General features: G+C 71.1%; 27 protein-coding genes and 2 pseudogenes. 17 read left to right on the forward strand and 12 right to left on the reverse strand.

Features of this window, described 5'->3' with window-relative positions; genetic code table 11:
• Positions 1-151: 151 nt before the first annotated feature.
• Positions 152-544, reverse strand: coding sequence for a peptidoglycan-binding domain-containing protein (locus tag ACZ6Z8_RS12380; RefSeq protein WP_030558375.1), 393 nt, complete (start codon positions 542-544; stop codon positions 152-154).
• A 271-nt stretch (positions 545-815) separates the two neighbouring features.
• Between ACZ6Z8_RS12380 and ACZ6Z8_RS12385 the strand changes: the two genes are divergently transcribed.
• The 3 genes from ACZ6Z8_RS12385 (at position 816) to ACZ6Z8_RS12395 (ending at position 3,325) form a co-directional block, all read left to right on the forward strand.
• A complete protein-coding gene (locus ACZ6Z8_RS12385) occupies positions 816-1,838 on the forward strand; it encodes a helix-turn-helix domain-containing protein (RefSeq protein ID WP_465608825.1) in 1,023 nt (340 codons plus the stop codon).
• 52 nt (positions 1,839-1,890) lie between these two features.
• Entirely contained in the window at positions 1,891-2,973 is a 1,083-nt protein-coding gene (locus ACZ6Z8_RS12390) for a peptidoglycan-binding protein (RefSeq protein ID WP_465608827.1), read from the forward strand.
• Positions 2,974-3,160: 187 nt separating this feature from the next.
• On the forward strand, positions 3,161-3,325 hold the full coding sequence (locus ACZ6Z8_RS12395) for a hypothetical protein (protein ID WP_465608828.1): 165 nt from the start codon (positions 3,161-3,163) through the stop codon (positions 3,323-3,325).
• Between the two features lie 248 nt (positions 3,326-3,573).
• Here ACZ6Z8_RS12395 and ACZ6Z8_RS12400 read toward each other — a convergent pair whose 3' ends face one another.
• Complete coding sequence (locus ACZ6Z8_RS12400; protein ID WP_465608830.1) at positions 3,574-4,284, reverse strand: SDR family NAD(P)-dependent oxidoreductase; 711 nt, start codon at positions 4,282-4,284, stop codon at positions 3,574-3,576.
• Positions 4,285-4,374: 90 nt separating this feature from the next.
• On the opposite strand from ACZ6Z8_RS12400, the gene ACZ6Z8_RS12405 reads away from it, so the two are divergent.
• On the forward strand, positions 4,375-4,878 hold the full coding sequence (locus ACZ6Z8_RS12405) for a MarR family winged helix-turn-helix transcriptional regulator (protein WP_465608832.1): 504 nt from the start codon (positions 4,375-4,377) through the stop codon (positions 4,876-4,878).
• Between the two features lie 178 nt (positions 4,879-5,056).
• Here the strand turns inward: ACZ6Z8_RS12405 and ACZ6Z8_RS12410 are convergent, their stop codons facing one another.
• On the reverse strand, positions 5,057-5,662 hold the full coding sequence (locus ACZ6Z8_RS12410) for a TetR/AcrR family transcriptional regulator (protein ID WP_465608834.1): 606 nt from the start codon (positions 5,660-5,662) through the stop codon (positions 5,057-5,059).
• Between the two features lie 212 nt (positions 5,663-5,874).
• Here ACZ6Z8_RS12410 and ACZ6Z8_RS12415 point away from each other — a divergent pair, with 212 nt between their 5' ends.
• Positions 5,875-6,792, forward strand: coding sequence for an alpha/beta fold hydrolase (locus ACZ6Z8_RS12415; protein ID WP_465608836.1), 918 nt, complete (start codon positions 5,875-5,877; stop codon positions 6,790-6,792).
• On the opposite strand, the gene ACZ6Z8_RS12420 is transcribed toward ACZ6Z8_RS12415, so the two are convergent.
• Positions 6,773-7,174, reverse strand: a complete 402-nt coding sequence (locus ACZ6Z8_RS12420) for a hypothetical protein (RefSeq protein WP_465608837.1) — start codon at positions 7,172-7,174, stop codon at positions 6,773-6,775. The genes ACZ6Z8_RS12415 and ACZ6Z8_RS12420 overlap by 20 nt on opposite strands.
• 148 nt (positions 7,175-7,322) lie before the next feature.
• On the reverse strand, positions 7,323-7,718 hold the full coding sequence (locus tag ACZ6Z8_RS12425; RefSeq protein ID WP_465608839.1) for a hypothetical protein: 396 nt from the start codon (positions 7,716-7,718) through the stop codon (positions 7,323-7,325).
• A 583-nt stretch (positions 7,719-8,301) separates the two neighbouring features.
• Here ACZ6Z8_RS12425 and ACZ6Z8_RS12430 point away from each other — a divergent pair.
• The 4 genes from ACZ6Z8_RS12430 to ACZ6Z8_RS12445 all read left to right on the forward strand — a co-directional run bounded on the left by ACZ6Z8_RS12430 (position 8,302) and on the right by ACZ6Z8_RS12445 (position 11,663).
• Positions 8,302-9,687, forward strand: coding sequence for an MBL fold metallo-hydrolase (locus tag ACZ6Z8_RS12430; RefSeq protein ID WP_465608840.1), 1,386 nt, complete (start codon positions 8,302-8,304; stop codon positions 9,685-9,687).
• A 194-nt stretch (positions 9,688-9,881) separates the two neighbouring features.
• Positions 9,882-10,466, forward strand: coding sequence for a rhodanese-like domain-containing protein (locus ACZ6Z8_RS12435; RefSeq protein ID WP_465608842.1), 585 nt, complete (start codon positions 9,882-9,884; stop codon positions 10,464-10,466).
• Positions 10,463-11,335: a sulfite exporter TauE/SafE family protein gene (locus tag ACZ6Z8_RS12440; RefSeq protein WP_465608844.1), complete on the forward strand. Its 873-nt coding sequence runs from the start codon at positions 10,463-10,465 to the stop codon at positions 11,333-11,335. The genes ACZ6Z8_RS12435 and ACZ6Z8_RS12440 overlap by 4 nt, the downstream gene beginning before the upstream one ends.
• Positions 11,336-11,396: 61 nt before the next feature.
• Positions 11,397-11,663 carry a metal-sensitive transcriptional regulator gene (locus ACZ6Z8_RS12445; protein WP_465608846.1) on the forward strand — a complete coding sequence of 89 codons (267 nt, stop codon included), beginning with the start codon at positions 11,397-11,399 and terminating at the stop codon, positions 11,661-11,663.
• A 192-nt stretch (positions 11,664-11,855) separates the two neighbouring features.
• Here ACZ6Z8_RS12445 and ACZ6Z8_RS12450 read toward each other — a convergent pair whose 3' ends face one another.
• The gene (locus tag ACZ6Z8_RS12450) at positions 11,856-12,287 is read right to left on the reverse strand and encodes a hypothetical protein (RefSeq protein WP_465608848.1); all 432 of its coding nucleotides are present in this window, start codon (positions 12,285-12,287) and stop codon (positions 11,856-11,858) included.
• 489 nt (positions 12,288-12,776) lie between these two features.
• Between ACZ6Z8_RS12450 and ACZ6Z8_RS12455 the strand changes: the two genes are divergently transcribed.
• The gene (locus tag ACZ6Z8_RS12455; protein WP_465608849.1) at positions 12,777-13,127 is read left to right on the forward strand and encodes a PadR family transcriptional regulator; all 351 of its coding nucleotides are present in this window, start codon (positions 12,777-12,779) and stop codon (positions 13,125-13,127) included.
• The gene (locus ACZ6Z8_RS12460; RefSeq protein WP_465608851.1) at positions 13,124-14,131 is read left to right on the forward strand and encodes a hypothetical protein; all 1,008 of its coding nucleotides are present in this window, start codon (positions 13,124-13,126) and stop codon (positions 14,129-14,131) included. Before ACZ6Z8_RS12455 ends, ACZ6Z8_RS12460 begins: the two co-directional genes overlap by 4 nt.
• Positions 14,132-14,560: 429 nt before the next feature.
• On the opposite strand, the gene ACZ6Z8_RS12465 is transcribed toward ACZ6Z8_RS12460, so the two are convergent.
• Positions 14,561-14,791, reverse strand: a complete 231-nt coding sequence (locus ACZ6Z8_RS12465) for a transposase family protein (RefSeq protein ID WP_465608852.1) — start codon at positions 14,789-14,791, stop codon at positions 14,561-14,563.
• A 340-nt stretch (positions 14,792-15,131) separates the two neighbouring features.
• Here ACZ6Z8_RS12465 and ACZ6Z8_RS12470 point away from each other — a divergent pair.
• Positions 15,132-15,332: pseudogene (locus tag ACZ6Z8_RS12470) on the forward strand (hypothetical protein); the annotation flags it as partial.
• 18 nt (positions 15,333-15,350) lie between these two features.
• Here ACZ6Z8_RS12470 and ACZ6Z8_RS12475 read toward each other — a convergent pair.
• Positions 15,351-16,127, reverse strand: coding sequence for a helix-turn-helix domain-containing protein (locus ACZ6Z8_RS12475; protein WP_465609158.1), 777 nt, complete (start codon positions 16,125-16,127; stop codon positions 15,351-15,353).
• Positions 16,128-16,339: 212 nt separating this feature from the next.
• Here ACZ6Z8_RS12475 and ACZ6Z8_RS12480 point away from each other — a divergent pair, with 212 nt between their 5' ends.
• Positions 16,340-17,341 carry an alpha/beta fold hydrolase gene (locus ACZ6Z8_RS12480; protein ID WP_465608853.1) on the forward strand — a complete coding sequence of 334 codons (1,002 nt, stop codon included), beginning with the start codon at positions 16,340-16,342 and terminating at the stop codon, positions 17,339-17,341.
• Between the two features lie 446 nt (positions 17,342-17,787).
• A complete protein-coding gene (locus ACZ6Z8_RS12485) occupies positions 17,788-18,456 on the forward strand; it encodes a ribonuclease FAU-1 family protein (protein WP_465608855.1) in 669 nt (222 codons plus the stop codon).
• Positions 18,457-18,724: 268 nt separating this feature from the next.
• Here the strand turns inward: ACZ6Z8_RS12485 and ACZ6Z8_RS12490 are convergent, their stop codons facing one another.
• Entirely contained in the window at positions 18,725-19,483 is a 759-nt protein-coding gene (locus ACZ6Z8_RS12490) for a DUF4230 domain-containing protein (RefSeq protein WP_465608857.1), read from the reverse strand.
• Between the two features lie 152 nt (positions 19,484-19,635).
• On the opposite strand from ACZ6Z8_RS12490, the gene ACZ6Z8_RS12495 reads away from it, so the two are divergent.
• Positions 19,636-20,235, forward strand: coding sequence for a hypothetical protein (locus tag ACZ6Z8_RS12495; RefSeq protein WP_465608859.1), 600 nt, complete (start codon positions 19,636-19,638; stop codon positions 20,233-20,235).
• A 31-nt stretch (positions 20,236-20,266) separates the two neighbouring features.
• On the forward strand, positions 20,267-20,905 hold the full coding sequence (locus ACZ6Z8_RS12500; RefSeq protein WP_465608861.1) for a hypothetical protein: 639 nt from the start codon (positions 20,267-20,269) through the stop codon (positions 20,903-20,905).
• A gap of 781 nt (positions 20,906-21,686) precedes the next feature.
• On the opposite strand, the gene ACZ6Z8_RS12505 is transcribed toward ACZ6Z8_RS12500, so the two are convergent.
• Both ACZ6Z8_RS12505 and ACZ6Z8_RS12510 read right to left on the reverse strand, forming a co-directional pair.
• Complete coding sequence (locus ACZ6Z8_RS12505) at positions 21,687-22,079, reverse strand: rodlin (protein ID WP_465608862.1); 393 nt, start codon at positions 22,077-22,079, stop codon at positions 21,687-21,689.
• A gap of 279 nt (positions 22,080-22,358) precedes the next feature.
• Entirely contained in the window at positions 22,359-22,508 is a 150-nt protein-coding gene (locus ACZ6Z8_RS12510; RefSeq protein WP_465608864.1) for a hypothetical protein, read from the reverse strand.
• A 105-nt stretch (positions 22,509-22,613) separates the two neighbouring features.
• Between ACZ6Z8_RS12510 and ACZ6Z8_RS12515 the strand changes: the two are divergent.
• Positions 22,614-22,760 (forward strand): annotated as a pseudogene (locus tag ACZ6Z8_RS12515) (ATP-binding protein); the annotation flags it as partial.
• A 55-nt stretch (positions 22,761-22,815) separates the two neighbouring features.
• Here ACZ6Z8_RS12515 and ACZ6Z8_RS12520 read toward each other — a convergent pair.
• Positions 22,816-23,361: a DUF6882 domain-containing protein gene (locus ACZ6Z8_RS12520; protein ID WP_465608866.1), complete on the reverse strand. Its 546-nt coding sequence runs from the start codon at positions 23,359-23,361 to the stop codon at positions 22,816-22,818.
• Positions 23,362-23,415 lie beyond the last annotated feature (54 nt).

Below are 23,415 nucleotides of genomic sequence, written 5' to 3' on the forward strand. Positions count from 1 at the left end.
CGGTCCGTGTTGGCCCGCGCGGGGCCTCCCGGCTGGGTTTGGCTGCGCGCCCCCCGCCCGGGGGGGGGGGGGGGGCGGGTGGGGGGGGGGGGGGGGGGGCCCCCCCCGCCCCCCCCCCCTCGACCGGCTACCCGGTGCCGGGGAGCGGTGATCAGCCGGGGAGCTGGCTGTTGCAGTTGCTCATCCAGGCGCTCATGGTGCTCTGCGTGGAGTAGTCGCCGGAGTGGTGGGCGGCCAGGTAGACGTTGTAGATGTCGGCCTTGATGTCGCCACCGGTCTGCGGGCCGACCTGGCCGTCCTGCTGGATGCCCTTCGAGCCCTGGTAGGCGACCACCGCGTTGTAGGTGTTCTGGCCGAACTGGCCGTCGACCGAGAGGCCGGCGCTGTCGAGGTAGTTCATGGCCTGCTGGACGCACCTTACCGGCTGACCGGTGGAGCCCCACTGGATCGTGGAGGCGGCGTTGGCCGTGCCGACGGCGAGGCCGAGGGCTGCGGTGGCGCCGATGGTGAGGGTAGCCGCACGAAGGGCCCACTTCTTCTGCATGTCGAGTCTCCTCAATCGTTCGCGTCACTTTGGTCACGGGAGCGTTGTCGGTCGCTCCCGTCGTAGTCGTGTGGCCCCGCCCCCATGAAGAGCGGGCGAGTCCACAGGTACTGTCAGTTCCCGGCTCTGCAGCGGGCCTTCCGGAGCCGTTGCAGAGCCGTTGCGGTCTCCCGCTGCCGATGACGATGGGTCACTTCGACTCCTGGGCCAAGGGATTAGTCTCTCGACGAATCCCTTGCCGCGGCTGTCTGGCGGGGCCCAGGATCAGCAGGTGCTGAGGATTCATTTCACCGACCGGGATCTGGCGCTCACCCGGGTCGCGCCGGCCGCCGACATGTCCGCGGAACTGTCGTTGAGTCTCCACCTGCTGGCGACCCGCCGGCCGGAGAGCAGGCTCGGGAAGTGGCACGAGCAACTCGGGCGGCGCTGGAAGCCGCGTTCGGCCATGCTGTTCGACCTGTTTGCGGCGACCGACCTTCCGGAATTCCTGATCGCGCGTCCACAGGGCCGGGACACGGCCGAGGCCACGGCGGACGGGATGGACCGGGACGGTCGCGGCTATCTGCGAGGGCTGGGCCGCCTCCGCCGGCTGACACCGTTCGCCAGGGACCTGGCGAACGGTGACCACCGGTCGCGTGTGCTGCTCGGCGACCTCACGGCGGAGTACCAGTCGGCGGCCATCACGCCGTACTGGGAGCAGATCGACGCTGTGGTGGCCGCGGAGCACCGGTACCGGACGAGGCAGCTGGCCACCGGGGGCCTGAACGCGTTACTGGCCACACTGCACCCGGCCGCCCGGTGGAAGCCACCTGTCCTGAGCCTGCCGATGTCGTCGCCCTGCGTGACGGAGCTTCCCCTGGCGGGTCGCGGCCTGGTGCTTCAGCCGGCCGTCTTCGCGTCCGGCCGTCTGGTGATCGCCGGCTTCGAGCGTCCGGAAGGGCCGCCCGTGCTGTTCTACCCCCTGCCGGCCGACCGGCTGCTGCTCACGGATGACCGGGTCGGCCCGCCACCGGCGCTGACCGCATTGCTGGGCCGGACCCGGGCCGTCGCGCTCGACACCCTGGCCACGGGCGGCCCGCTCAGCACCAGCGACCTGGCCGCCGCGCTCGGCATCGCCCCGGCCACTGCCAGCCAGCACGCCAGCATCCTGGCCGACGCCGGCCTCACCGCCAAACGGCGACAAGGCGGCACAGTGCTGCACCACATCACACTGCTGGGCGAAGTCCTCCTGCGAGGCGGAGTGGAACATGCCGCGCAGAGCGCAACGCGGCTGCTGCAGGCGGAGACGAACTGACGGAGATCCTCGCGCACTACCCCGACACCATCATGAATCTGGAGAGCCTTCTGTGAGTACCCTCCTGTCCACCCGGCGTCGCATGTCGCTGGGCCTGGCCCTGGCGGCCGCACTGACCGGCGTCGGCGCGTACACCGCCTCGGCCGCGTCCGCCACGACGGTACCGGCCCCGATACCTCTGACCTCCTCGGCCTGCCCGGCCGACCTGCAGCAGGGTGAGGCCGACGGCTGCGTCACGCAGCTCCAGCTGGAGCTCAACCTGACCGGCGCCCAGCTCACCGTGGACGGGCAGTTCGGCCCGGCCACCGGCACGGCCGTGCGCACCTTCCAGGCCGCCCACGCCCTGACGGCCGACGGCATCGTCGGCCCGGCCACCAAGTCGGCCCTCGACGCGGCGGCGGGCTCCGCGTCCGGCACCGTGGACCTGCGCACCCAGTGCGGCGACCTGCGGACCGGCGCCACCGGCGCGTGCGTCAGCACCCTGCAGACGATGCTCAACACCTTCAACGCGGGCCGCCTCACCGTGGACGGGCAGTTCGGCCCGGCCACCGACACCGCCGTGCGCAACTTCCAGGCCGCCCACGCCCTGACCATCGACGGCGTCGTCGGCACGGCCGTCAAGAACGCCCTCTACACCAGCACCCCCACCCCGCTGCCCAGCGGCGCCGTCGACCCCACCAAGGTCCTGAACGCCGCGAAGTCCTACCTCGGCGTCCCGTACGTGTGGGGCGGCGGCCACTCCCTGCACGGCGAGGGCCCCGGCCCCTCCCTCGGCACCTGCGACCAATACACCGGCCCCCAGCCCTGCAAGGCCAACACCACCACAGGCCTGGACTGTTCGGGCCTGGTGCGCGCGGCCTTCTGGTTCGGCGCCGGCCTCGACCTCGCCAACGGCGGCGACACCACCGAGCAGACCCTGGACAAGCACCTCACCCCCATCACCGAGTCCCAGCGCCGCCCCGGCGACGTCGAGTACTTCGGCACGGACGCCCACAACACCGTGCACGTCGTCCTCTACGCCGGCACCGACCCCACCACCGGCGCCGACATGATGTACGAGGCCAAGGAGACGGGCACCGACGTCCACTACGTCGGCCTGCGCACCGGCGGCTACTGGTACCACGTCTCGGCCTGACCGCCCGGTCGCGCGCGGGTGACGGCTGCCGTCACCCGCGCGGCACCCGACACCACCCGCCCAGGGCAGCCTTCCGGTCCAGCACGCTGCCACCGTCGGCGTCACGGCGCGGTGGTTCGGCTTCGCCGGCACCCGCGCCCCGCGTACGTTCTTCAAAATGCGCGTCAGTAGTACTGAGAAGGAGATCATGAGACAGACCGACGACCTGTGGGTCCTACCGGAGCATCCCGCCCAGGTGACACGGGTGTGCGTGCCGGTCACCGACGTGCGCGGCGTGCTGGTGGCCAGTCCGCCTGTCGACCTGGACCTTCGCAGTCGACAGGCGTGCGATGCAGCCGCGGGGCCATCCTGAGGGCCGCCGACCTCGTCCTGCCCACGCACGCGACTGCCCACAACCGATCACCATCGTCGCGCTGCTGGCCCCCCGAAAGCGGCCCAGGGTCCGGCGGCTACCAGCAGCGCCGACTCTCTCCGGGCAGCGCGGGGCCCCTTGTACGGCGGGCTCAAGACATGGACGACCTGAACGCGAGCGGAACCTTGGCGGTGATCATCCTGCTACCGCCGAGCCGGCCAACCGTCATCAACCACAGTGACGTCTGTTCAGTTGCCCTCTCGACCCGCAGTCGCTGGGAAGCCGAGTGCCCTACCCGACTCGAGCAGGTCCCCTATCTTCAGCTCGGGCCGATCGCGGTCCTGGTGGAGCCGGAAAATCCGCTCCGCGATCGCGTCGGGATCCGCCTCGCCCGCGCCGGGCTTGATCAGCAGGTCGATCTCCACCAGCGCCGCGAAGACGCCCTCCGCCGCCAGCGGCTGCCTCAGGGCCAGGACGTAGTTGCGCAGCCCCGCGGATGCGATTCCCACCGCACCCATGAACGGCACCGGGTACAGGGCGGATGCCCCCATAGTGAAGAGCAGCACGCCTGTCCCGCGCTCGCGCATCGACGGTAGGACGGCGTTGACGGCCTCCACCGCGCCGAGGACCTGCCGCTTCAGAGCCGGAACCAGGTCTTCAGGGCCGAGCCGGTCGGTCGGGGTGCCCGGGCTGCCGGGGGAGGGGTTGAAGACCAGGGTGTCGATGGCGCCGAAGTCCCGCCGGGCCTGTCCGAGCGCGGTGGCCAGCCCGGCGCGGTCCGTGACGTCGGCGCTGTACCCGCGTGCGGTGATGCCGAGCGCGGTCAGTTCGGACACCAGAGCGTCGAGGTTCCCGGTGGTTCGCGCCACCAGTGCGAGGTCGAAGCCGGCGGCGCCGAAGCGCTTGGCGACGGCCCGTCCCAGACCAGGACCGGCACCGACGAGAGCGAGTGTGGGCATGGCGAGGCCTTCCGTGGGTGATAGCAGATAGCGAAGACTCACAGATAATATAGACACCTCAATGATTTGTCTCCCGCTAGAATGATGCTCGTGACGAACGGCAAGAGCTCCGGACAGGCGACGGCACCAGCCGGCCTCGACGAACGCCTGACCAGCCCCGGGCTGTTGATGGCGCTCCTGGGCCAGCTCGCCAGACAGCGGCTGTTCGACGCCTACGCGGCCTACGACCTGACGCCCCGTCAGTTCCGGGTGCTTTCCCTGCTGCACGACCACGGCCCGGTCGGTCAGCGAGACCTCGGCACCACCATGGGCATCGACCCGAGCGTCCTGGTCACGGTGCTCAACCCGCTGGAGAGCGACGGCCTGATCTCCCGCACCAGGGACCCGGCCGACCGCCGCCGGCACCTGGTCGAACTGACACCGGCGGGCCGGCAGCTCCACACCCGCGCAAGCCGGGCGCAGCGCGAGGTCGACGACGGCCTGCTCGTGGCCCTCGACCAGGGCCAACGGGAACAGCTGCTCACCACGCTCACGCGGCTCCGTGAGAGCCTGCTCAACCCGGTGAGCTGCACCGACGTCCCGGACGCCCGATAGCGTTCCCGGGCTGCGCCAGGGGCCGCCCGGGAACGTCGGACGCCGCGCTCAGCGCGACCGCGAAGTCAGCGGCATGGATGCCGCCTATCCGCTCGACGCCGGACAGCAGGGCGGAGCCCGTCCCCGACGGGCCGCCAACTCGTCGGAAGTGTAAGGCCGGCGGGGCCGCGTTCCACCTTCAGCCGTCGACCTCGGCAGTCCGTGCGCGCAGCGCTTGCGAGAGTGCGTCGGCGGTCACGTCCACAACGGCGCGGAGCTGCTCCGTGCTCGCCCCGGCTCTGCTCATGACGGCGAGGGACTGGTTGACGGCCGCCACGTGCACGGCGAAGGCCTCGGCGTCCTGGTCGGTCATTCGGCCGGCCTTCAGTGCGGCGCGCAGGCGCAGGCGCTGGAGGCCGAGCGCTTCCTTGACGTGCGCCGCGATGCTCGGGTTCAGCGCCGGTATCGCCATGGCCGATTGGGCGATCAGGCATCCGTCGGGCAGGGCGGGATCGGCGATGCGCTCGAGGGTGACATCGAAGAACGCGCGAACGGCGGCAAGTGGTTGCGAGGCCGCGCACGACAGGGCGGCGTCGTACTTGTCGCCGTAGCGCGCGCCGTAGCGATCCAGGCAGCGCAGGAAGAGCGTGTCCTTGTCGCCGAGCGAGGAGTAGATGGAGCTGCGGTTCAGGCCGGTTGCCCGGGACAGATCGTCGATCGAGGTGGCGGCATGGCCGAAGCGCCAGAACTGGACCATCGCGGCGTCGAGCGCCGTGTCCATGTCGAACTGCTTCCTGCCTGCCATGTGGCACTTCCTCGCCGGTCGGTGCGTCGGTGTTCCCGGTTGCGCTGGGTGCGCCATTCTATCTTGAACTGATTAGTTCAAGATGTGCTAGCCTCCGGGCACGGTTCAGGTCGGGTGTCCTCCGTCCTGCGCGACAGCCGACATGCACTCCAAGTCGCCCCCGCCTCGGGCGGAGCACCGAATAGCGCACCTGGCACCGATGGAGGATTCCAGTGACCGACCCTGCGACCAGTCCTGTGTGTGACCTGCCTCCGTACGAACTGGCCGGATTCGCCCACCGCTGGGTCGACGCCGATGGCGTCCGCCTTCATGTCGTCGAAGGCGGCCGGCCCGCCGGACCGGCCGTTGTCCTGCTCGCCGGGTTCCCGCAGACCTGGTGGGCCTGGCGAAAGGTCATGCCCGGCCTTGCCGACCGGTTCCGTGTCATCGCGATCGACCTGCCGGGCCAGGGCCACTCCGAGCGTCCGGCGGGCAGCTACGACACGCACACGGTCGCTGCGCACGTCCACGCCGCCGTGGAGGCGCTCGGCATACCCGTCTACTGGCTGGTCGGGCACGACATCGGCGCCTGGGTCGCTTTCTCCCTCGCCATCAACTACGAGGACCAGCTGCGCGGGGTCGCTCTGCTCGACGCGGGAATTCCCGGCATCACCCTGCCCGAAGCGATTCCCACCGACCCGGATCTGGCATGGAAGACGTGGCATTTCGCGTTCCACCTGGTGCCCGAACTTCCCGAGACGCTGCTCGCAGGCCGTGAGCGGGAGTACGTGAGCTGGTTCCTCAAGGTCAAGGCTCTTGATCCCGGCACGTTCGACAACGCCGAGCTCGACCACTACGCGGCGGCCGTCGCCGCCGACGGCGGCCTGCGCGCGAGTCTCGCCTACTACCGGGACGCCGCCGAGTCGGCGCGCAAGAACCACCAGGCGCTCGAACGGCGGCGCCTGACGGTGCCCGTCCTCGGGATCTCCAGCAGTCACGGCTCCGTTCCGGACATGGCGGCCTCCCTCGGGCCGTGGACCGAGAACACCACCGGAGTCGTCGTGCCGGACGCCGGTCACTTCATCCCCGATGAACAGCCCGGAGCCGTCGCTGCCGCTCTGACCGACTTCATCAGCGCCGACGATCGGTGAGGGCATCCTGGGCACCGCCAAGCGCCGATGGTGATCGCACGGGACGGACGTCGCTGAGCGTCCTGCTCCGGTGGTCAGCTGTCCGTGGGCAGGCGTCGGAGACGCGCCGGCCTCGGCAGGACGGCAAGCAGGAGCAGGCGTAGTACTGCAGGACGGGCACGGCGAGCGCTGTGGGGAAGGCGATGACCAGGGCGAAGACGTTGAAAGAACTCTCGGTGCACAAGCCCTCGCTCCTCTGGCGGGCCGCCTGGCCGTCATCCTCGACGAGTGCCGTGGTGGCTTTCAGGATCCTCAGCGTCGCGTACCGGCAGACCATGCTGCCCAGGAGGGTTGAGTAGTAGAACGCTCCCACGAATCGGTCGCGGCCGAAGGTTCCGATCATCGCCGTCGTCCGGCCGCGCCCACCGTCTACGCGCCTGCCGAGGCCGTTGCTGCGGTGCGCGCCGGATGGCCACCGGCCCTGACCCGGCCGGGCGGCGGCGCGTGAAAGAGGGGCGGTGCGCATCCCGCCCCTCGGTGCATGGTCCGGTTCAGCGGACCTGGACGGTGACCTTCCACGACCTGGTGGTCGAGGGGCACTCGGCGCCGGCCTGGACGGGCTTGCAGGTGGCCTGCGCGGTGACGGTGGCCGTCCCGGGGTCGTGGGCGTCGAAGGTCGCGGTGGCTCCGCCGTCGGGCGTCGTCCTACCGCCGGTGCGGTGCAGGACATCGGCGTTCGAGGACGTGGGCACCCGCCACTCCCAGCGCAGGCCCTGAGCCTCCTGGGCGGTGAGGTTCACCCGGACCGTGTCGCCCTGGGCGGCGCTGACGCTCTGGTTGCTGCTGGCGTTGCTCAGCGTGGTGGTGGCGGCGAGCGCGGCCGGAGCGGCGAGGACCAAGCCGGTGAGGGCGGCGACGGCCGGCAGGCCGTGGCGGGTACGAATCATGACCGGGCCAACGAAGCCGGCGAACCCAGGAAACGGGGCCTGCCCCGGCTGGCCGACGCGGCCGGCCTCCATTGGCCCTTGCGCCGCCCCTCGTCCAGGGGGCCGGTTCGCCGACTCCGATCAGTCGGCGAACCCGGCCCCTGCCTTTCCCGATGCCGCTGGACGGAAGTGCGCCATCATGCCTTCGCCTGGATACCCCCCTAGGTATTTGACGCGAATGTCGCGGTGGAGTTACCTTCGAAGCCTGATGCCCCGGGGGGTATATGGAGAACTGGCGTGAACCGTGAGACCGACCTCGACCTCGACACCTTTGCCTCGGCCCGGATGTGCGACCGCGGCGTCGACGCTCGCTCGGTCGCCGGTGGATCCAGTGGCTGCGTCCGCGCCGGACGCCCCCCTCGTCGCCGACCCGCACCCGCACTGATCCGCGTGCGCCGCCGGTGCACCTTCGTTCGCTGTTCGCGCACCTGAGCAGTGGCCCGTTGTCGAGTGGCCGGGGCCTCGCCTTACCAGTTTCTATACCCCACCCGGTATACAGCCCGGATCTGGCCCGTTGGGGCCCTCGGTCGGAAGGTCGTTCCCCGTGTTCTTCGCCCAGTACTACCTCGACTGCCTCTCCCAGGCGTCGTACATGATCGCCGACGAGTCCACCGGCAAGGCGGTGGTCGTCGACCCTCGCCGCGACATCTCCGAGTACGTGGCCGACGCCCAGGCGCACGGCTTCACCGTCGAGGCGGTCATCAACACCCACTTCCACGCCGACTTCGTCGCCGGTCACCTGGAGATGGCCGCCCGCACCGGCGCCTGGATCGGCTACGGGCGGCAGGCGGAGACCGAGTACCCGATCCGCCACCTCGCCGACGGCGAGCGAATCAGCCTCGGCGAGGTGACCCTGCAGATCATGGAGACGCCCGGCCACACCCCGGAGTCGGTCAGCGTCCTGGTCTACGAACACGCAGCCGACGAGGTCCCCTACGGCGTGCTGACCGGGGACGCGCTGTTCATCGGCGACGTCGGCCGCCCCGACCTGCTCGCCTCGGCAGGCGTCACCGCCGAAGAGCTCGGCCGGATGCTCCACCGCAGTGTCCAGCACAAGCTGATGGGCCTGCCCGACGAGGTTCGGGTCTTCCCCGCCCACGGCGCCGGCTCGACCTGCGGCAAGAACCTCTCCACCGAGAAGCAGTCCACCATCGGCGCCCAGCGCGCCACCAACTACGCCTGCCAGCCGATGAGCGAGGACGACTTCGTCGCCATCGTCACCGCCGGACAGTCCGCCGCACCCGGCTACTTCGCCTACGACGCCACCCTCAATCGCCAGGAACGCGACCTGTTCGACCCCGCCACCGCGCCCCGGCCGCTGTCGCCGGAGGACTTCCGCATCGAGCGCGCGAGTGGAGCGGTCGTGGTGGATGCCCGCAGCCCGCAGGAGTTCGGCACCGGCCACCTGCGCGGCGCGATCAACATCCCCGCCGACGGCCGTTTCGCCGAACAGGCCGGCTCCGTCCTCATCCCCGACAGCCGCATCCTGGTCATCGCTCCCCAGAACCGCGAGCAGGAGATCACCACCCGCCTCGCCCGCATCGGCTTCGACCACGTGGCCGGCTACCTGCGCGACCCCGACGACGCCCTCGCCGCCATGGCCGCCCAGGTCACCCCGGCCAGCCGCATGACCGCCGACCAACTGCGCACCGCCCTCACCGGCGACCACCCCCCGGTCGTCCTGGACGTCCGCAACTGCTCCGAACGCGCCGGCGGCCACATCGACGGCTCACTCCACATCGCACTGGGCGAACTGCCCCAACGCCTGGACGAGATCCCCACCGGCCGCCCCCTGGTCCTGCACTGCGCCGGTGGACACCGCTCCTCCATCGCCGCCAGCCTGCTGCGCCACCACGGCTTCGAGGACGTCTCCGACATCCTCGGCGGCTACGGCGCCTGGGCACTGCTCGCCGAACCCGCCACCGCCTGACCGACCCCCCAGACACTGGGGCCGCGCGGAGGCGACCGGCATCAGCCCTCCGCACCGGCCTCGGCACCCGGAACCTCCGGTGCCCGACGGGAGACGTTCACCACCGCCCCGCCGGACGCCGGTGCCCCGCCACACCCCCACACATACCCCGGCAGGTATTTCAGCCCGCCCGGACAGCCGACACCGGAGACGACATGACCACCGCAGCCCGCACCCCCGCCGGACTCGACGCCGCCGCCCTGAGGGAACTCACCAAGGACGGCAGCGGTCCGCGTCTGCTGGACGTGCGCACCCCCGGCGAATTCCACACCGTCCACATCCCCGGCGCCTACAACGTGCCCCTGGACACCCTGCGCGAGCACCGCGCCGAACTGCTCCACCACCTCGACGAGGACACCGTCCTGATCTGCCGCTTCGGCGCCCGTGCCGCCCAGGCCGAGCAGGCGCTCGCCGACGCCGGACTGACCAACCTGCGAGTCCTTGAGGGCGGCATGGCCGCCTGGGAGGCGGCCGGCGGCCCGGTGACCCGTGGGGCGGCACGCTGGGAACTGGAACGCCAGGTCCGCCTGATCGCCGGTTCGATCGTGCTCGTCTCCGGGCTGGCCGGCCTCGCGATACCCGGCCTGCACCTGATCGGCACTGCCGTCGGGGCCGGCCTCGCTTTCGCCGCACTCACCAACACCTGCGCGATGGGCATGGTGCTCGCCAAGCTTCCCTACAACCGTGGCCCGCGCACCGACATCAACTCGGTGATCGCCGCCCTCAGGAGCCGGCCGTGATCACCCTCGCCATCGCAGCCTCGCTCCTGACCGGAGTCCTCCTCGGAATCCTGGGCGGCGGCGGATCCATGCTCACCGTCCCGATCCTCGTCTACCTGGCCGGCCAGGACACCAGGCAGGCCATCACCACCTCCCTGTTCGTCGTCGGCGTCACCAGCATTGCCGGTCTGATCTCCCACGCCCGCGCCGGCCGGGTGCGCTGGCGTGCCGGAACCCTGTTCGGCCTGGCGGGCATGGCCGGCGCCTACGCCGGCGGGCGAGCGGCCGTCTACATCCCCGGCGCCGTGCTGCTGACCGCGTTCGCGCTGATGATGCTCGCCACGGCGGCCGCGATGCTCCTCGGCCCACGCAAGGCCGCGCAGCAGGTGCACGGCGAACTCCCGCTGCACCGGCTGCTGTTGCAGGGCCTCGCCGTGGGTGCGGTCACCGGCGTCCTCGGCGCCGGCGGCGGCTTCCTCATCGTGCCCGCGCTGGCCCTGCTGGCCGGCCTGCCGATGGGCATTGCCGTGGGCACCTCGCTCCTGGTCATCGCCATGAACTCCTTCGCCGGACTGGCTGGACACGTCTCCGGCGCCCACCTCGACTGGAACATGGCCGTCGCCGTCGCCGCCGCCGCCGTCCTCGGCAGCCTCATCGGCGGCCGCTACGCCGGACGCATCCCCCAGCACACCCTGCGCACCGGCTTCGGCTGGTTCGTCGTCGCGATGGGCCTGTTCGTCCTCAGCCGCCAGACCGGCCCGGCCGTCCTGGCAGCCGTTCCCGCGATCGCGGTCTGGCCCCTGCTCCAGCGCAGGCGCGCACGCCGCACCGAAAGCCCACCCGCGCAAGGGGCGACGGCGCCCGTCCCGGAACCCGCCACCCGCCACTGACCCCATGGATACCCACTGGGGTATCATGGAGGGAAGCAGGGCGCGAGCCAGGAGGAAAACCGTGAAGGTGGAAGAAGAGGCGACGAGCGCGGTCCTCAACCGCCTGCGCCGCGCCCAGGGCCAGCTCGCCGGCGTCATCGCCATGATCGAAGCCGGCCGCGACTGCAAGGACGTCGTCACCCAGCTCGCCGCCGTCTCCCGAGCCCTCGACCGGGCCGGCTTCAAGATCGTGGCCAGCGGCATGCGCCAGTGCCTGTCCACCGCGGACGGCGACACGCCACCGATGTCCGAGGCCGAGCTGGAGAAGCTCTTCCTGGCCCTCGCCTGACCGAACCCGAGCGGCCCGACGGCACCACACGCCGACGGGCCGCTCGTGCGAGCGCGCGGGGCCTCGCGGAAGATCGGCAACGTCGATGCCCGCCGACGGCGCAACGTCAAGGCCGGCGTTCCCAACGATGAGGCGGAGAAGTCCTGACCGTCCGCTGGGCGAAGGCGGCTGACCGCCCCACGGGTGCGGCTGTCACGCGTGGGTGTGGGGGACGGGCTCGCCGGTGAGGGCGTCGGTCAGGGCCCGGCTGCCGAGGGGCCGGTGCAGGTGGACCGTGAGTTCGGCGATGCCGCCGTCCTCGCATCCGATGTCCGGGCCGGATGCGTCGCGGCGCCTGAGCAGCAGGGTGACACGCTCGGCCGTCTCCCGTGCCACCAGGTCGGGCTTGTAGTCGCAGCCGCTCCAGGCCACCTCCATCGAAACCGCGCGGTCGTCCGCTGTGACCGTGGTGTTCTTCGTGGACGGGTCGGCGAGCGCGATGCGGCGCAGGACCGAGGCGTCGCGCCGCGTGTAGGAAAGGGGATAGTCGGCTTCGTCACCCCATGCGACGTAGCACACCGACACCATGACCGCGATCACGCCCACCGCGGCTGCCCAGCGCTTGTCGCGCACCGTCAGTCCCAATCCCCGGCCTCCCCTGTCGTCGATCAGAGTATGACTGCCGGCCGATCGGTCCGTCGATCCGGTACGCCTCCCGTCACTCGGTCGAGCCTTCTTGTCCATTGATCACGGAAAGCACGGACAGGTCGCTCGCCACGACGCGGGCTGCGCGAGTCGGCCCCTGCTGCTCTTCCACGGTCCCGGTCAAGCCATCCGCGCCATCACGGCTGCCGGCAAGGCGCCCAAGGGCTCGTTTACATGACGATCGAGCAAGTCGGCTCCTGATGAGGGAAGTGACCGTCTCGGCCGAGGCTGTCGCTACCCGATCGTGCGTACACTCGCGGACGGCCTCCGGGAAGGCCGTCCGCGAGCACGCCTGACCCGTGCGGGCCCGCCCCCGCCCAGGCGCAGCGGCTTGTTCCAACCGACCGGCGGGGCAGTGGTCATGACGCGCATTCGCTGTGATGAAGATTCGCAGGACAGCATATGCCGGTAGGGGATATATATAGGTGCATGACAGAACGCTCCCTGCAGGAGCCCACGCTGCTTCTGCTGACCGCGCTGGCCGATGCCCCCAGGCACGGCTATGCCCTCATCCGGGAGATCGCCGAGATCTCCGACGGCCGGGTGAAGATGCGCACCGGCACTCTCTACGGCGCGCTGGACCGGTTGCTCGGCCAGGGCCTGATCCGGGTCGAGAGCGAGGAGATCGTCGACGGCCGAGCCCGTCGCACCTATGCCCTCAACGACTCCGGCCGCGAGGTGCTCAGCGCCGAGGCGCAACGTCTGCGCGCCGTCGCCGCCGAGGCCGATCGCCGGCTGTCTTCCGCCTGTCCGCGGATGAAGGGGGCCTTCGCGTCATGAGCGACCGCGCTCTGAGGGGGGCCCTGCGCCTGTACCCGGCCAAGTACCGCCGTGAGTGGGGCGAGGAGATCGCGGCAGTGTTCGCCGGTACCACGGCCGGCGCGAGCCGTTGGGCCGTCGCGCGTGAACTGTTCGACCTGGCCGGGCACGGCGTGCGCGCTCGTCTGGGCCTGAGGTCCGGCGGCACCCTCGCACGACTGGCGGCCATGGCCGCGCCGTTCGCGGCCGCCGCGGCGGCGGGCATCTCCCTGATGGACCTCTACATGCTGGCACGCGCCTGGCTGCGCCACGGGGACGCGGCTCTGTGGGTTCCCTCCGCCCCGTCGTTCTATTACGCGTACTGGATCGGCCGGGGCAGCCAGGCGTTGTTCCTGGCCGCGGCGGCCGCCGCCGTGGTCGGGCGGTGGACGGCCGCGCGGCTGCTCGGACCGGTCGCCGTGCTGCTCGCGGTCGTGACCTGGCTCGTCGCCAATCTCGACTTCATGGCGTACCACCACACGGCGTGGATCTCGAGCCTGATCGGACTGGTCATCCAGGTCGGCCCCCAGGCGCTGTGGGTTCTGATCCTGCTTGCCGCCCCGCCGGACCTGCTGGGCCCGGCCACCTGGCAACGCGGCCTGGCCGCAGCCGCGGGGGTGCTGGTCGGCGGCGTGATGTGGGGCCACACGTACATGTATGACCTCTTCCGATCCCTGAGCATGCTCGACGGTGTGCTCCGTCCCGCCTGGCCGGTCTGCGAGCTGCTGCTGCTCCTGGTGGCTGTGCCGGCCCTGCGGCGCGGTCGGTACGCCCCTGCGGCCGCGGCACTCGCCGGTGCCCCGATCGGCCTGGTCTCGCTGGTTATGACCATTCACGCGCTGTGGAGCTCGTATTCCAGGGGCGAGGCCGTGGCTGAGCTCGGAGTGCTCGCGGCGGTTGCCGTGGTCGGGGTGGTCATCGCGATCGTGGTGGAAAGCCGCTGGAATCCGACCGCACCTGAGGGCAGGCCGCCAACGGCCAGTTGATCACCCCTGCCGGGCATGGGGCACACCCCCAGACCTCTGCGCGAGCGCGGCGGCCGGTTCGGCGCCGCGCTCGCGGGGCGCCGGTGATCACTGGGCTGGCCGACTGTCCATCGGCCGCCGGGTCCGACAGACCGATCCGATGTCTTGCGAAGACGTGCGATGGAAACGAAGACGTGCGATGGAAACCTCGTCCGGTGCCGTCACCGCGCTCTGGCCGGAGCAGGGGCGGCATGGACCTTTCACCAGGCCGACCCCACCGGTGCGATCGTCGCTGCCCTTGGCGCGATCGCAGGCTTCACACCGCCGGCGCGCCCGACAAGCGCCTTCACCTACCTGTTCCGAGCACAGTCCCGACTCCGGTAAGCAGACAAGTACAGCGAGCCTTTCAGCGTTGCAGCTCCAGGGTGAGGACGGCTTTGGCTGCTGACGTCAGCCAGTTCGGGCTGCAACGGGCGTGACGAAGATCTGCCAGTGCTTGAGGGTGGCTACTCCCCGCTCGACGGGATACCGGAATCGAGCATGGACCCGGTTCAGCGATCTTTGCCCGGCGGTGAGTTCCTTGCCGGGCCTTCGCCGGATCGGTACGGCGAACGTGCCGCCGGCACCGATGTACGCCAGATCGGCCAAGGCCGGGATGCCGAGCCGTACGCAGATCTTCACGATTCGCGGGCCTTGCCCAGGGCTGGCCGGAGCGCGACATCGACGGCCTCGCCGGCTGGGTGGCCGTGGTGGAGGGCCGGATCGCCTACAGCGCCCGCCCGCCCGGACGGCCGGCCGGAGCCCGTCGTGCACGAAGAGGCGTGGCAGGCCGGCGCGACGCCGCACACAGCCCTCGCCCAGCACCCCGCCCGCCCCGACCACACCCACGAGGACGAGCCCGACAGCCAGGAGCACGCTCTGCTCGGCGACGTCCCACACCGGGTCCGCCGCCAGGCCGCCGGGATGACTCTGGAGAACATCCAGCACGCCCTGGAACAAGCCCGGGCCCGGGAAGCCGCCCATCTTCCAACTGCCCTCATATGCACCGGACCTCAACCCGGTCGAAGGCCTCTGGTCGCTCCTGCGGGGCGGCGCAAATGGCAAACACCGCTTTCACCGATCCGGATCACCACACCCGCGCCCTCCGACGCGGACTGCGGCGTATCCAACCCCAACCCGCCCTCATCGAGGGATGCCTGCCGGCACCGGCCTGTCACTCACCCCACCGATCCCACCCACCTCAGTAGCGGAACGTGCTCTCCGCGCCGTCGCGCGCGGGCCAGGCTCTGTCATCGGCGGCCAGCCATGGCTCGTGCGCGGCGACGGCGGGAGTTGTCCCGGTGAACGCGCGGACGTCGTGGTGGAGGTGGGACTGATCGGCATAGCCGCCGTCCGCGGCCACCTGCGCGGGGGCGTCTCCACGAACAAGGCGATGGATGGCGTGATCGAAGCGGACCAGCATGGCGGCGCGTTTGGGCGTCAGGCCGATCTGCGAGCCGAAGCGTGACCACGTGCGCTGCCGGCTCCAACCGATCCGGCCTGCGAGCTCGCTCACGCGGGCCTGTCCGTGGCTGGCGACGATCCGGCGCCAGGCCCAGGCCACCTCGGGATCGACCTCCCGGCCCGCATGGAACCGGGTCATCAGTTCGGTGTCGATCAGCGCGAAACGCTCCGGCCAGGTCCGCGCGTGGTGAAGCCGCTCCCGCAGGCGCGCCGCGGCACGGCCCCACAGGTCGTCGAGCGCGATGACGCTCCCGCGCAACTCCGCGAGCGGGAGTCCGAGTACGGGGTGCGCGACAAGCGGAGACAGGCGTATCTGCACACACTCGACGTCCTCGGCGCACACCTGGAAGGCGCTGAAGCCGAGCCCGGCCGTCAGGCTCTCCGACCGCATCCGGCCGACCGCGCCGTGGATGTCGAACGGGCGGTCACCGAGCTCGACGGCCACGGTGACGGCTGGGTGAGGAATGGCTCGTAGGTCGATCGGGCTGTCGCCGCGAATGCGGAACCCGGCCATGTCGACACCGGGCCGCGCGGTCACCCGTGACGGTCGCGCGATCTCCCAGGCAGCGGTGGAGTCTGCCGTCCGGACAACAGGTTGCACCCCTCGACGGTACGAGCGGATCGGCGCCGGAATCAACCACCGTGCGAGGCGCGACATTTCTCCAAGACGCCCCGCGCCCGCCACCGCGAGAGTGATCGCATCCCGCACCGACCGACGGAGGAGCCATGGACGGGACAACCACTCCGCAGAACAAGCGCACCCACAGCCGCCGGGACGCGGCACCGAACGTCCCGCGCAGACCGCGGGCGCGGACCCGCCGGTGGCGGATCACCCTGCTGGCCACCGGCGTGCTGGCCCTCCTCCTCACGGGGAACACGGTGTCCGTGCTCAGCCAGACGGCCGGGGCCTCCGGCGACCAGATCGTCCGCATTCCCGGCGGGGACCTCCACGTCGCCCAGGACGGGCCGCCCGACGCACCCACGGTGGTGCTCCTGCACGGCCTCGGCGGCTCGACGGCCTGGTGGGACCCGGTCCTGCCGGCGCTGCGGGACCTGCACGTGGTGCGGGTGGACCTGCTCGGGCACGGCAGATCGGCCAAACCCGCCGACGGCTACGGCATGGCGGAGCAGGCGCGCCGGGTCGCTGCCGCGCTCGACCGGCTCGGGGTGCACCGTGCGACCGTCGTCGGGCACTCCACCGGCGGCGCCGTCGCCACCGCGCTGGCCGAGCAGCGCCGCGACCTGGTGGGGGCGATCGCTCTGGTCGACACCGGCCCGCGGCTGGACGCGTACACCGGCGACAGCTTCGCCGCCCACCTGATGTCCACCCCGGTGGTGGCGGAAGTCATCTGGCGGCTGCGCACTGACGGCACCGTCCGTGCCGCGCTGAGCTCTGCGTTCACCCGCGACGTGAAGATCCCTGACCGGATCGTCGCGGACGTCCGGGGCATGACCTACCGCAGCCTTACGGCGACAGACGAGGCGTCCAGCGCGTACCTGAAGGAGCGGCCCATTCCTGACCGGCTCGCCGGCCTCGGCCTGCCGACCCTGGTGGTCTTCGGGTCCCAGGACCGGCGATGGCAACCGGCCTCCGCCCAGGACTACCGCCAAGTCCCCCACGCCCGTATCGAGATCCTCGACGGAGTCGGCCACACCCCCATGATCGAGGACCCCGACACCACCGGAACCCTCCTCCACGGCTTCGCGGTCGAAACCGCGCCACACTGATCACTCGTGGGCCACGGTCCTCGGCTGGTTCTCGACGCCGTGAGCGGCTGCCTCCTTGCCCAACTCCTGCCCCAGTTCTACGAACTGGATTGCTGACAGCTTCGGCAAGCTCACGGGGCCAGTCGATCGGCTCCGGTGGGGTGGTGGCGGACGACGGTCAGTGAATCGGGGCGCCGGCCCAGCCCCGAGCGCGGCGCGCGGTGCCCGGCCGGCCGTTCCCATCTCGCCGCCGGGCACCCGCCGCGTTGAAGCCCAGCGCGTTGGCGGTGTCGACGGGGGTATCGGGGGTAGGGGCTGGGGTGCTGACCCGTGGATGCTGACGGTCTTGACTGCTCCCACCCCCGATGAACCGGTGGGCGGCCGAGCGCTACGGCTTACCCATCTCCTGACCCGCCGTCACACCTTCGAGCGGACTTCCCGGACCCGTCGCCGGGAAGGCTTGCCCCGTGACCGACACCAACCTGTTCCAGCCCGGCACCACCGTGCTGCGCCGCGACGTCCACGCCGACCGCGTGTGGACCGCGATGCCCCAGCGGGTGATCGACGACACCGGCCACGTGCTGACCCTGGCCTACTGGCCGGGGATCGAGAGCCTGGCCCCGACGACCTGGATCACCGCGACGCGCACCGGCGACGACACCACCCGCAAGCAGGGCCTTCAAGACCTGGCGGCCGGCACCTGGACCCTCGGCCGCCACCGGTGGACCGGCACCGAGGTGCTGAGCCACTTCCTGGCCGACGAGTGGTTCTCCGTGCACTGCTTCCAGGACGCCACCACCCACGAGCCGCTGCGCTGGTACGTCAACTTCGAGAAGCCCTGCCGGCGCCGTCCTGGCGGCATCGACACCCTCGACCTGTGTCTGGACCTCGTCGTCACCCCCGACCAGTCGGGGCACCACTGGAAGGACCGCGACGAGTACGCCCAGCTGCGCCGCCTCGGTGTGATCGACGACTACCTCCACCACCAGGTCGAGCGAGCCCAAGGGCGGGCGATCGCCATGCTCGACAACCGCACCGGACCGTTCGCCGCCGACTGGCCCACCTGGGCACCGGATCCGTCTTGGCCGCTGCCGACCCTGCCCGACGACGCCGACGAGCCGGCCACCCGACGGTGACCGCGCCGATCCCCGTGCGGGAGCGCGCGGTCCTGGTCCACGACGCCCACCTCGGCCTGATCCGGCACCAGCGGGAGGCCGGCCTCCAGCACTCGCTGCCGGCGGCGTGGTCGAGGACGAGGACGGCGAGGACCCGGTCACGGAGGACCGCTTCTGATCTGCAGGCCTGCGCCGCCGCGGCGCCCGCCGGCAAACGGCTTCTGCGGCAACTCGCTGCAGAACGGTCGGTGGACATCCGGCGGCCGGGCCGCCTGCCCGAACGCCTCGGTCAGCCGACGTGCACGTCCACCGTGGTGAAGCCGAGCGAGCGCAGTAGTTGTTGGAGCGCGTCCCTGGTGTTCTGCTCCGCGTGCTGCAGCAGCCCTGAGGACTGCGCGGCGTTCTGGATCCGCTGGGAGGCCAGCTGCTCCACCTGCTGCTGGTTGCCCGGATTGCCGGAGAAGAAGTCGCCGATCCGGTCGAACAGACCGCGCTCCTGGGAGTAGATGTAGGACTGCTTGGGGTCCAGCGCCACCTGCCCCAGCTCGGCGTGCGGCAGCGAGATCGTGGCGCTGCGCCGGTCGGCGGAGACCGATACGCCGGAGCCGGGGACCTTGCCGAGGTCCACGTAGGCCTCCACGCTCCCGGCTGCCACATACAGCGTCCGGCGGCCGAGCAGGCTCGAGGGCAGGAAGGCGGCCTCGCGGTCGAGGTCGACCACCAGCTGGAAGTTGCCGCTCGCGGCCGTGTAGCGGCTCATGTCCTGGATGGACCTGAGCAGCACCGGCTGGCTGCGGTCGGTGGTCTTCTCGGCGAACGGGTCGGGCAGGCCCGGCAGCAGATGGAGCGAGGCCGAGGCGACCAGGACCGCGGCGACCAGGACCGCGGCGATCGCGGCAGAAGTGATCGACAGGCTGACGTACCGGGGGAGTCGGCGGCCTGCGAGCACGGGTGCGGGTGCTTGGGTGTCGGGAGTGGCTCTCCGACGGGGGCGGCGGAACATGGCGATCTGCCTCCCCGGGGTGAACTGCGCTGACGTGTAGGTCACATGAGCGTCCATTAGGCCGACAGGACGGGTTCCCCGAACCCGGGCGGCCAACGCTTCCGGGGGACTGGCTGTTTGGAATCGCCTGAGCGGGAACCCGAATGACGGGACCGACCAGCCACTCCGAGCCGTGGCCAAACCGAAGGAGGAGCAGGATGAGCATCTGGATCGTTCTGGTGGTGGTCGTGCTGGCAGCCGCGGCAGCCCTCGCCGTGCTGCTGCCACGGCTGAACACCCGTCGGCTGCGACAGCGTTTCGGTCCGGAGTACGACCGGACGGTGCGGGCGCACGGCGGCCGCACCAGGGAGGCCGAGCACGAGCTGGCCGGCCGGCTGCGACAGGCCCGGCGGCTGGCGCTCACCCGGCTGCCGCAGCGCCGCGCCGAAGAGGTCGGCAACCAGCTCGCTGCCCTCCAGGAGCTGTTCGTCGACGACCCCGCCCGCTCGCTGGACGAGGCCATGACCCTTCTGGACGGCACGCTCGAGGAGATCGGCTTCCCGGCCGAGGACCGGCTCGCCATGCTCTCGGTCGACCATGCCGCCCTGGTGCCCGGCTACCGGTCCGCGCGGCAGGTGCTGGAGCGCAGCCGGTCAGAGCGGGTGGGCACCGAGGAACTGCGGACGGCGCTGCTGGCCGTGCGTGACCTGTGCCTCGAGGTGGCCCGCTCCGGCGGCGACGAGGAGGGGAGGACGGCCCCTGCCGGCAACTCCACCGGTGCCATCCGCCACTCCGGCCCGCGCCACGCCACCCGATGACGCCGACGACCCCACGAAGGAGAGGATGACCATGTCCCAGTACGGTTCCGCAGCCCGGAACAATCCCGACGACGTGCCGGCCCCGGACCCCCGCAGCGGTCGGGCGAACCTGGCCAAGCCGGACACCGCCCCCTGGCACGGCGCCTACCCGGACGCCGCTCGCGCCGGCACGGCCCGCCCGGACCCGGCCGGCCCGGACCCGGCTGGCCCGGAGGTCGGCCGCCCGGCAGCTTCGCCCGACCGACGCGCTGCCGGAGGTCGGTTCGCCGTCGTACCGGGAGGCGACCGGGCCGCAGAACGGCCGTCCGAGCCCGCCCAGCCCGCCCGCCCTCTGCCGGGCCCCCGGCTCGGTGACCCGGAACCGGCATTGGCGGCACCTGCGGAGAGCGGATCGGGCGGTTGGCTCGGCGTTGAGCGGACGCAGCGACTGCGGGCCGAATGGCACTCCGTCCAGGCGGGATTCGTCGACGATCCCCGTCAGGCCGTGCAGCAGGCCGACGCCTTGATCGAGAAGTCGGTCGGCCTGCTGGCCGAGGCCGTCACCGAGCGGCGCCACCGGCTGCGCGACGCCGAAGCGGCACCGGACGGCGCACCGGCTGCCAGCACGGAGGACCTGCGCCTCACCCTGCGCGAGTACCGGGCACTGCTGGACCGCCTCCTCGGCACCTGAACCACCAACACACCCGGAGCGGAGGGGACGTCCGGACGGCCCCTCCGGCCGGCACCTAGGGTGCGCTTCGCCCGCCCTGATCTCACCGGAGGGGCCAAGTAGCTGGAGGTCACCGCAGCCGGGCGCTCTTTGTCACCTGCACATCAAGGCGCAGCACCTGGTGCGTGATCTACACGAGGTGAGGGCGAGCCAGCTCTCCGACAACACTCATTCAACGTCGGGAGCTGGCGGCCGTGCCCGTTCGTGGTCACGCGGCGCGGGGCCTTTGGGACCCGACCCTACCGGCGGGTGGACCTTCGCGGTGGCGTACGGGGCCGCGGGCCCCGGGACGCGGCCGCCGGGCCGTCCCCGGTGTTCCCGCCGCGCACCGTGCCGGGGGCGGGGTCGGCACTCGACGAGCCGCCCGCTGCGCTGCCGTCCGGCGGCCGGTCTGCCGTATGAAGCCGCCTGTCCGGGGGCGCCGTTGGCGGGCCGTTCCGTCGCGGGCCTGCCGGTCACCAGCGACCTGCTGTCCGTTCTTGTCAGCCCGGCCCCGGCCCCGGCCCGGGGCGGGCCGGGGCCGGGCGTCCGACCGGGAACGTCGATGACGCCTGCCCGTGTCACCGCGCTGTCCGGTGACCTCCTCCGCGCCGAAATTCCCCGAGGCCGGTCGACGAGTTGCCCGCCCGTTGGCCACGTAGCGCTCGCCGTTCCGGCGCCGGCACCTGGTCCTTCCGTCCACCTTCCCGACCACCTGGCCGCGGCCGTCGCTGCGGTCGAGCAGGACGACCCGGCCACAGCGTCAGTGGCCGTTGGCGGAACCGTTGCCGGACAGGACAGGGATTTCGTCGACCAGGTGCGACAAGGCATCGTCGCCGTCCTGGATGGTGCTGTTGTCGGTGCACTGCTGCTGTTGCTGCGAGGTGAGGACGGGGACGTCCTGCACGCCGACGTTGATCAAAGCAAGGACCGACTGAACCCCGGCCTTCCCAATCCCGATACAGGGCTTGTTCAGGGTTCCCTGGATGAGGCTCATCCGGGGGCTCTGCTTGCCACCGGTGGCGGTGTTGCCGTAGCCGGTCTTGGCACCGTTGGCGCTGGCGACGTCCGTGTCATTGCCGATCGCGACGGCGGCCGGTGCCGCGATGAGTAGAGCGAGAGCGGTGGACGAGCACACTGTGATCCTGCGGATCATGATTCCCCTTCGACCGGGGCCGGCTGATCAGTGATCGCCCAACCGGATTCGTTCATCCGGGCAACTGCTCAGCGCACCAAGGAGACACGCTTCGGACTGTCCGCCCGTCGCGACCCGTGATGTCAGGAACCGTGTCCGAATGACGACTAACGTGTCTCGGCACACAGCACAGTGAGACTGTGCACGGTAGATGGCCAGGGTTTGCACGCTACTTGGCCAACGGGGCGGGCAACTCGCCGACCGGGGCGGGCGGCTGGGGCCGCGCCGTGGCTCCGCCGACTACTTCTCCAGGAGCATCCCGGGTCCCGGGTGGTCGGAGACGTCCCGCCGGATCGAGGAGGGGTGCAGGGCGACGGCGGGGGTCGGCTGCGGCCGGGGGCAGGTGAAGAGCTGGCCCCGGGCCGAATGCGCCTGCCGTCGGGGCCTCATGGCGCGCCCGCGTGCCACGATGCCGGCTGGTGGGTCGGCATCGTGGCGCGTTCATGCCCTACCGCCGGGTGCGCCTGGTCGCCGGCCGGGTGACAGAGGCCGGGGCCGCTCTTCCCCAACCCCGTCGTCGCCGAGCCGCTGCTGGACCGGCTGATCAGCACCAGCCACCAGGTCATCATGAACGGCCCCAGCTACCGCCCGAACAAGCGCCCCAGGAATCCCGCCGAGAAGAGCGGACCGGCTGTCTCATAGAACGGCGGACCACCAGGGTCGGTGCCCGGCGAAGGCCCAGGGCACCGACCCGGCGCTAGCCGACATTGATGTCGAAGGTGGAGACGCTGCCGTCCGCCTTCGTCAGGGTGACCGGCCCGAACGTGATGATCACGTAGGAGGAGTTGCCCCCTGTACCCCTGTAATACCCGGTCGCCCCGGTGACCCGGAACGCCAGGGCTGCGAGCGTCGAAGCAGTCTGCTCGTCGGCATCGATCTTGGGCTGGGCCAGCCCGGGATGTCCGTTGGCTTCCGCCCAGTCGCAGAAGCTGCGAGAGTCGCGGCTCATGTCGGGGAGGAGGCTCTGGTTGGCCCAGGCCCACATCCATGAGCCGGCCCGCGGGGCGAAGCTGCCCAGGATCTGCGCGGGTGCAGTCGCGATCTTGTCGGGGAACGTCCAGGTGATGATGCCGGTCGTCTGGTCCAGATCCCAGCGGTCCGCCGAGCCCAAGCCCCAGGACATGTGAGCCCGACCCACCTGCTCGATCATCTCTTCACCCTGCAGCAGGAGTGCGCTCAGGTCAGCTCGCTCCCCAGCCTGACCTGCACTATCCGCCTTGATCGCCCGCTTGAACATTCCCATGCGGCGGAGTCTGCCAGACGGCTCCGACCGGCCGACGATGCCCCCGCACGTAAT

The sequence above is a fragment of the Kitasatospora sp. NPDC101108 genome (genome assembly GCF_055584725.1).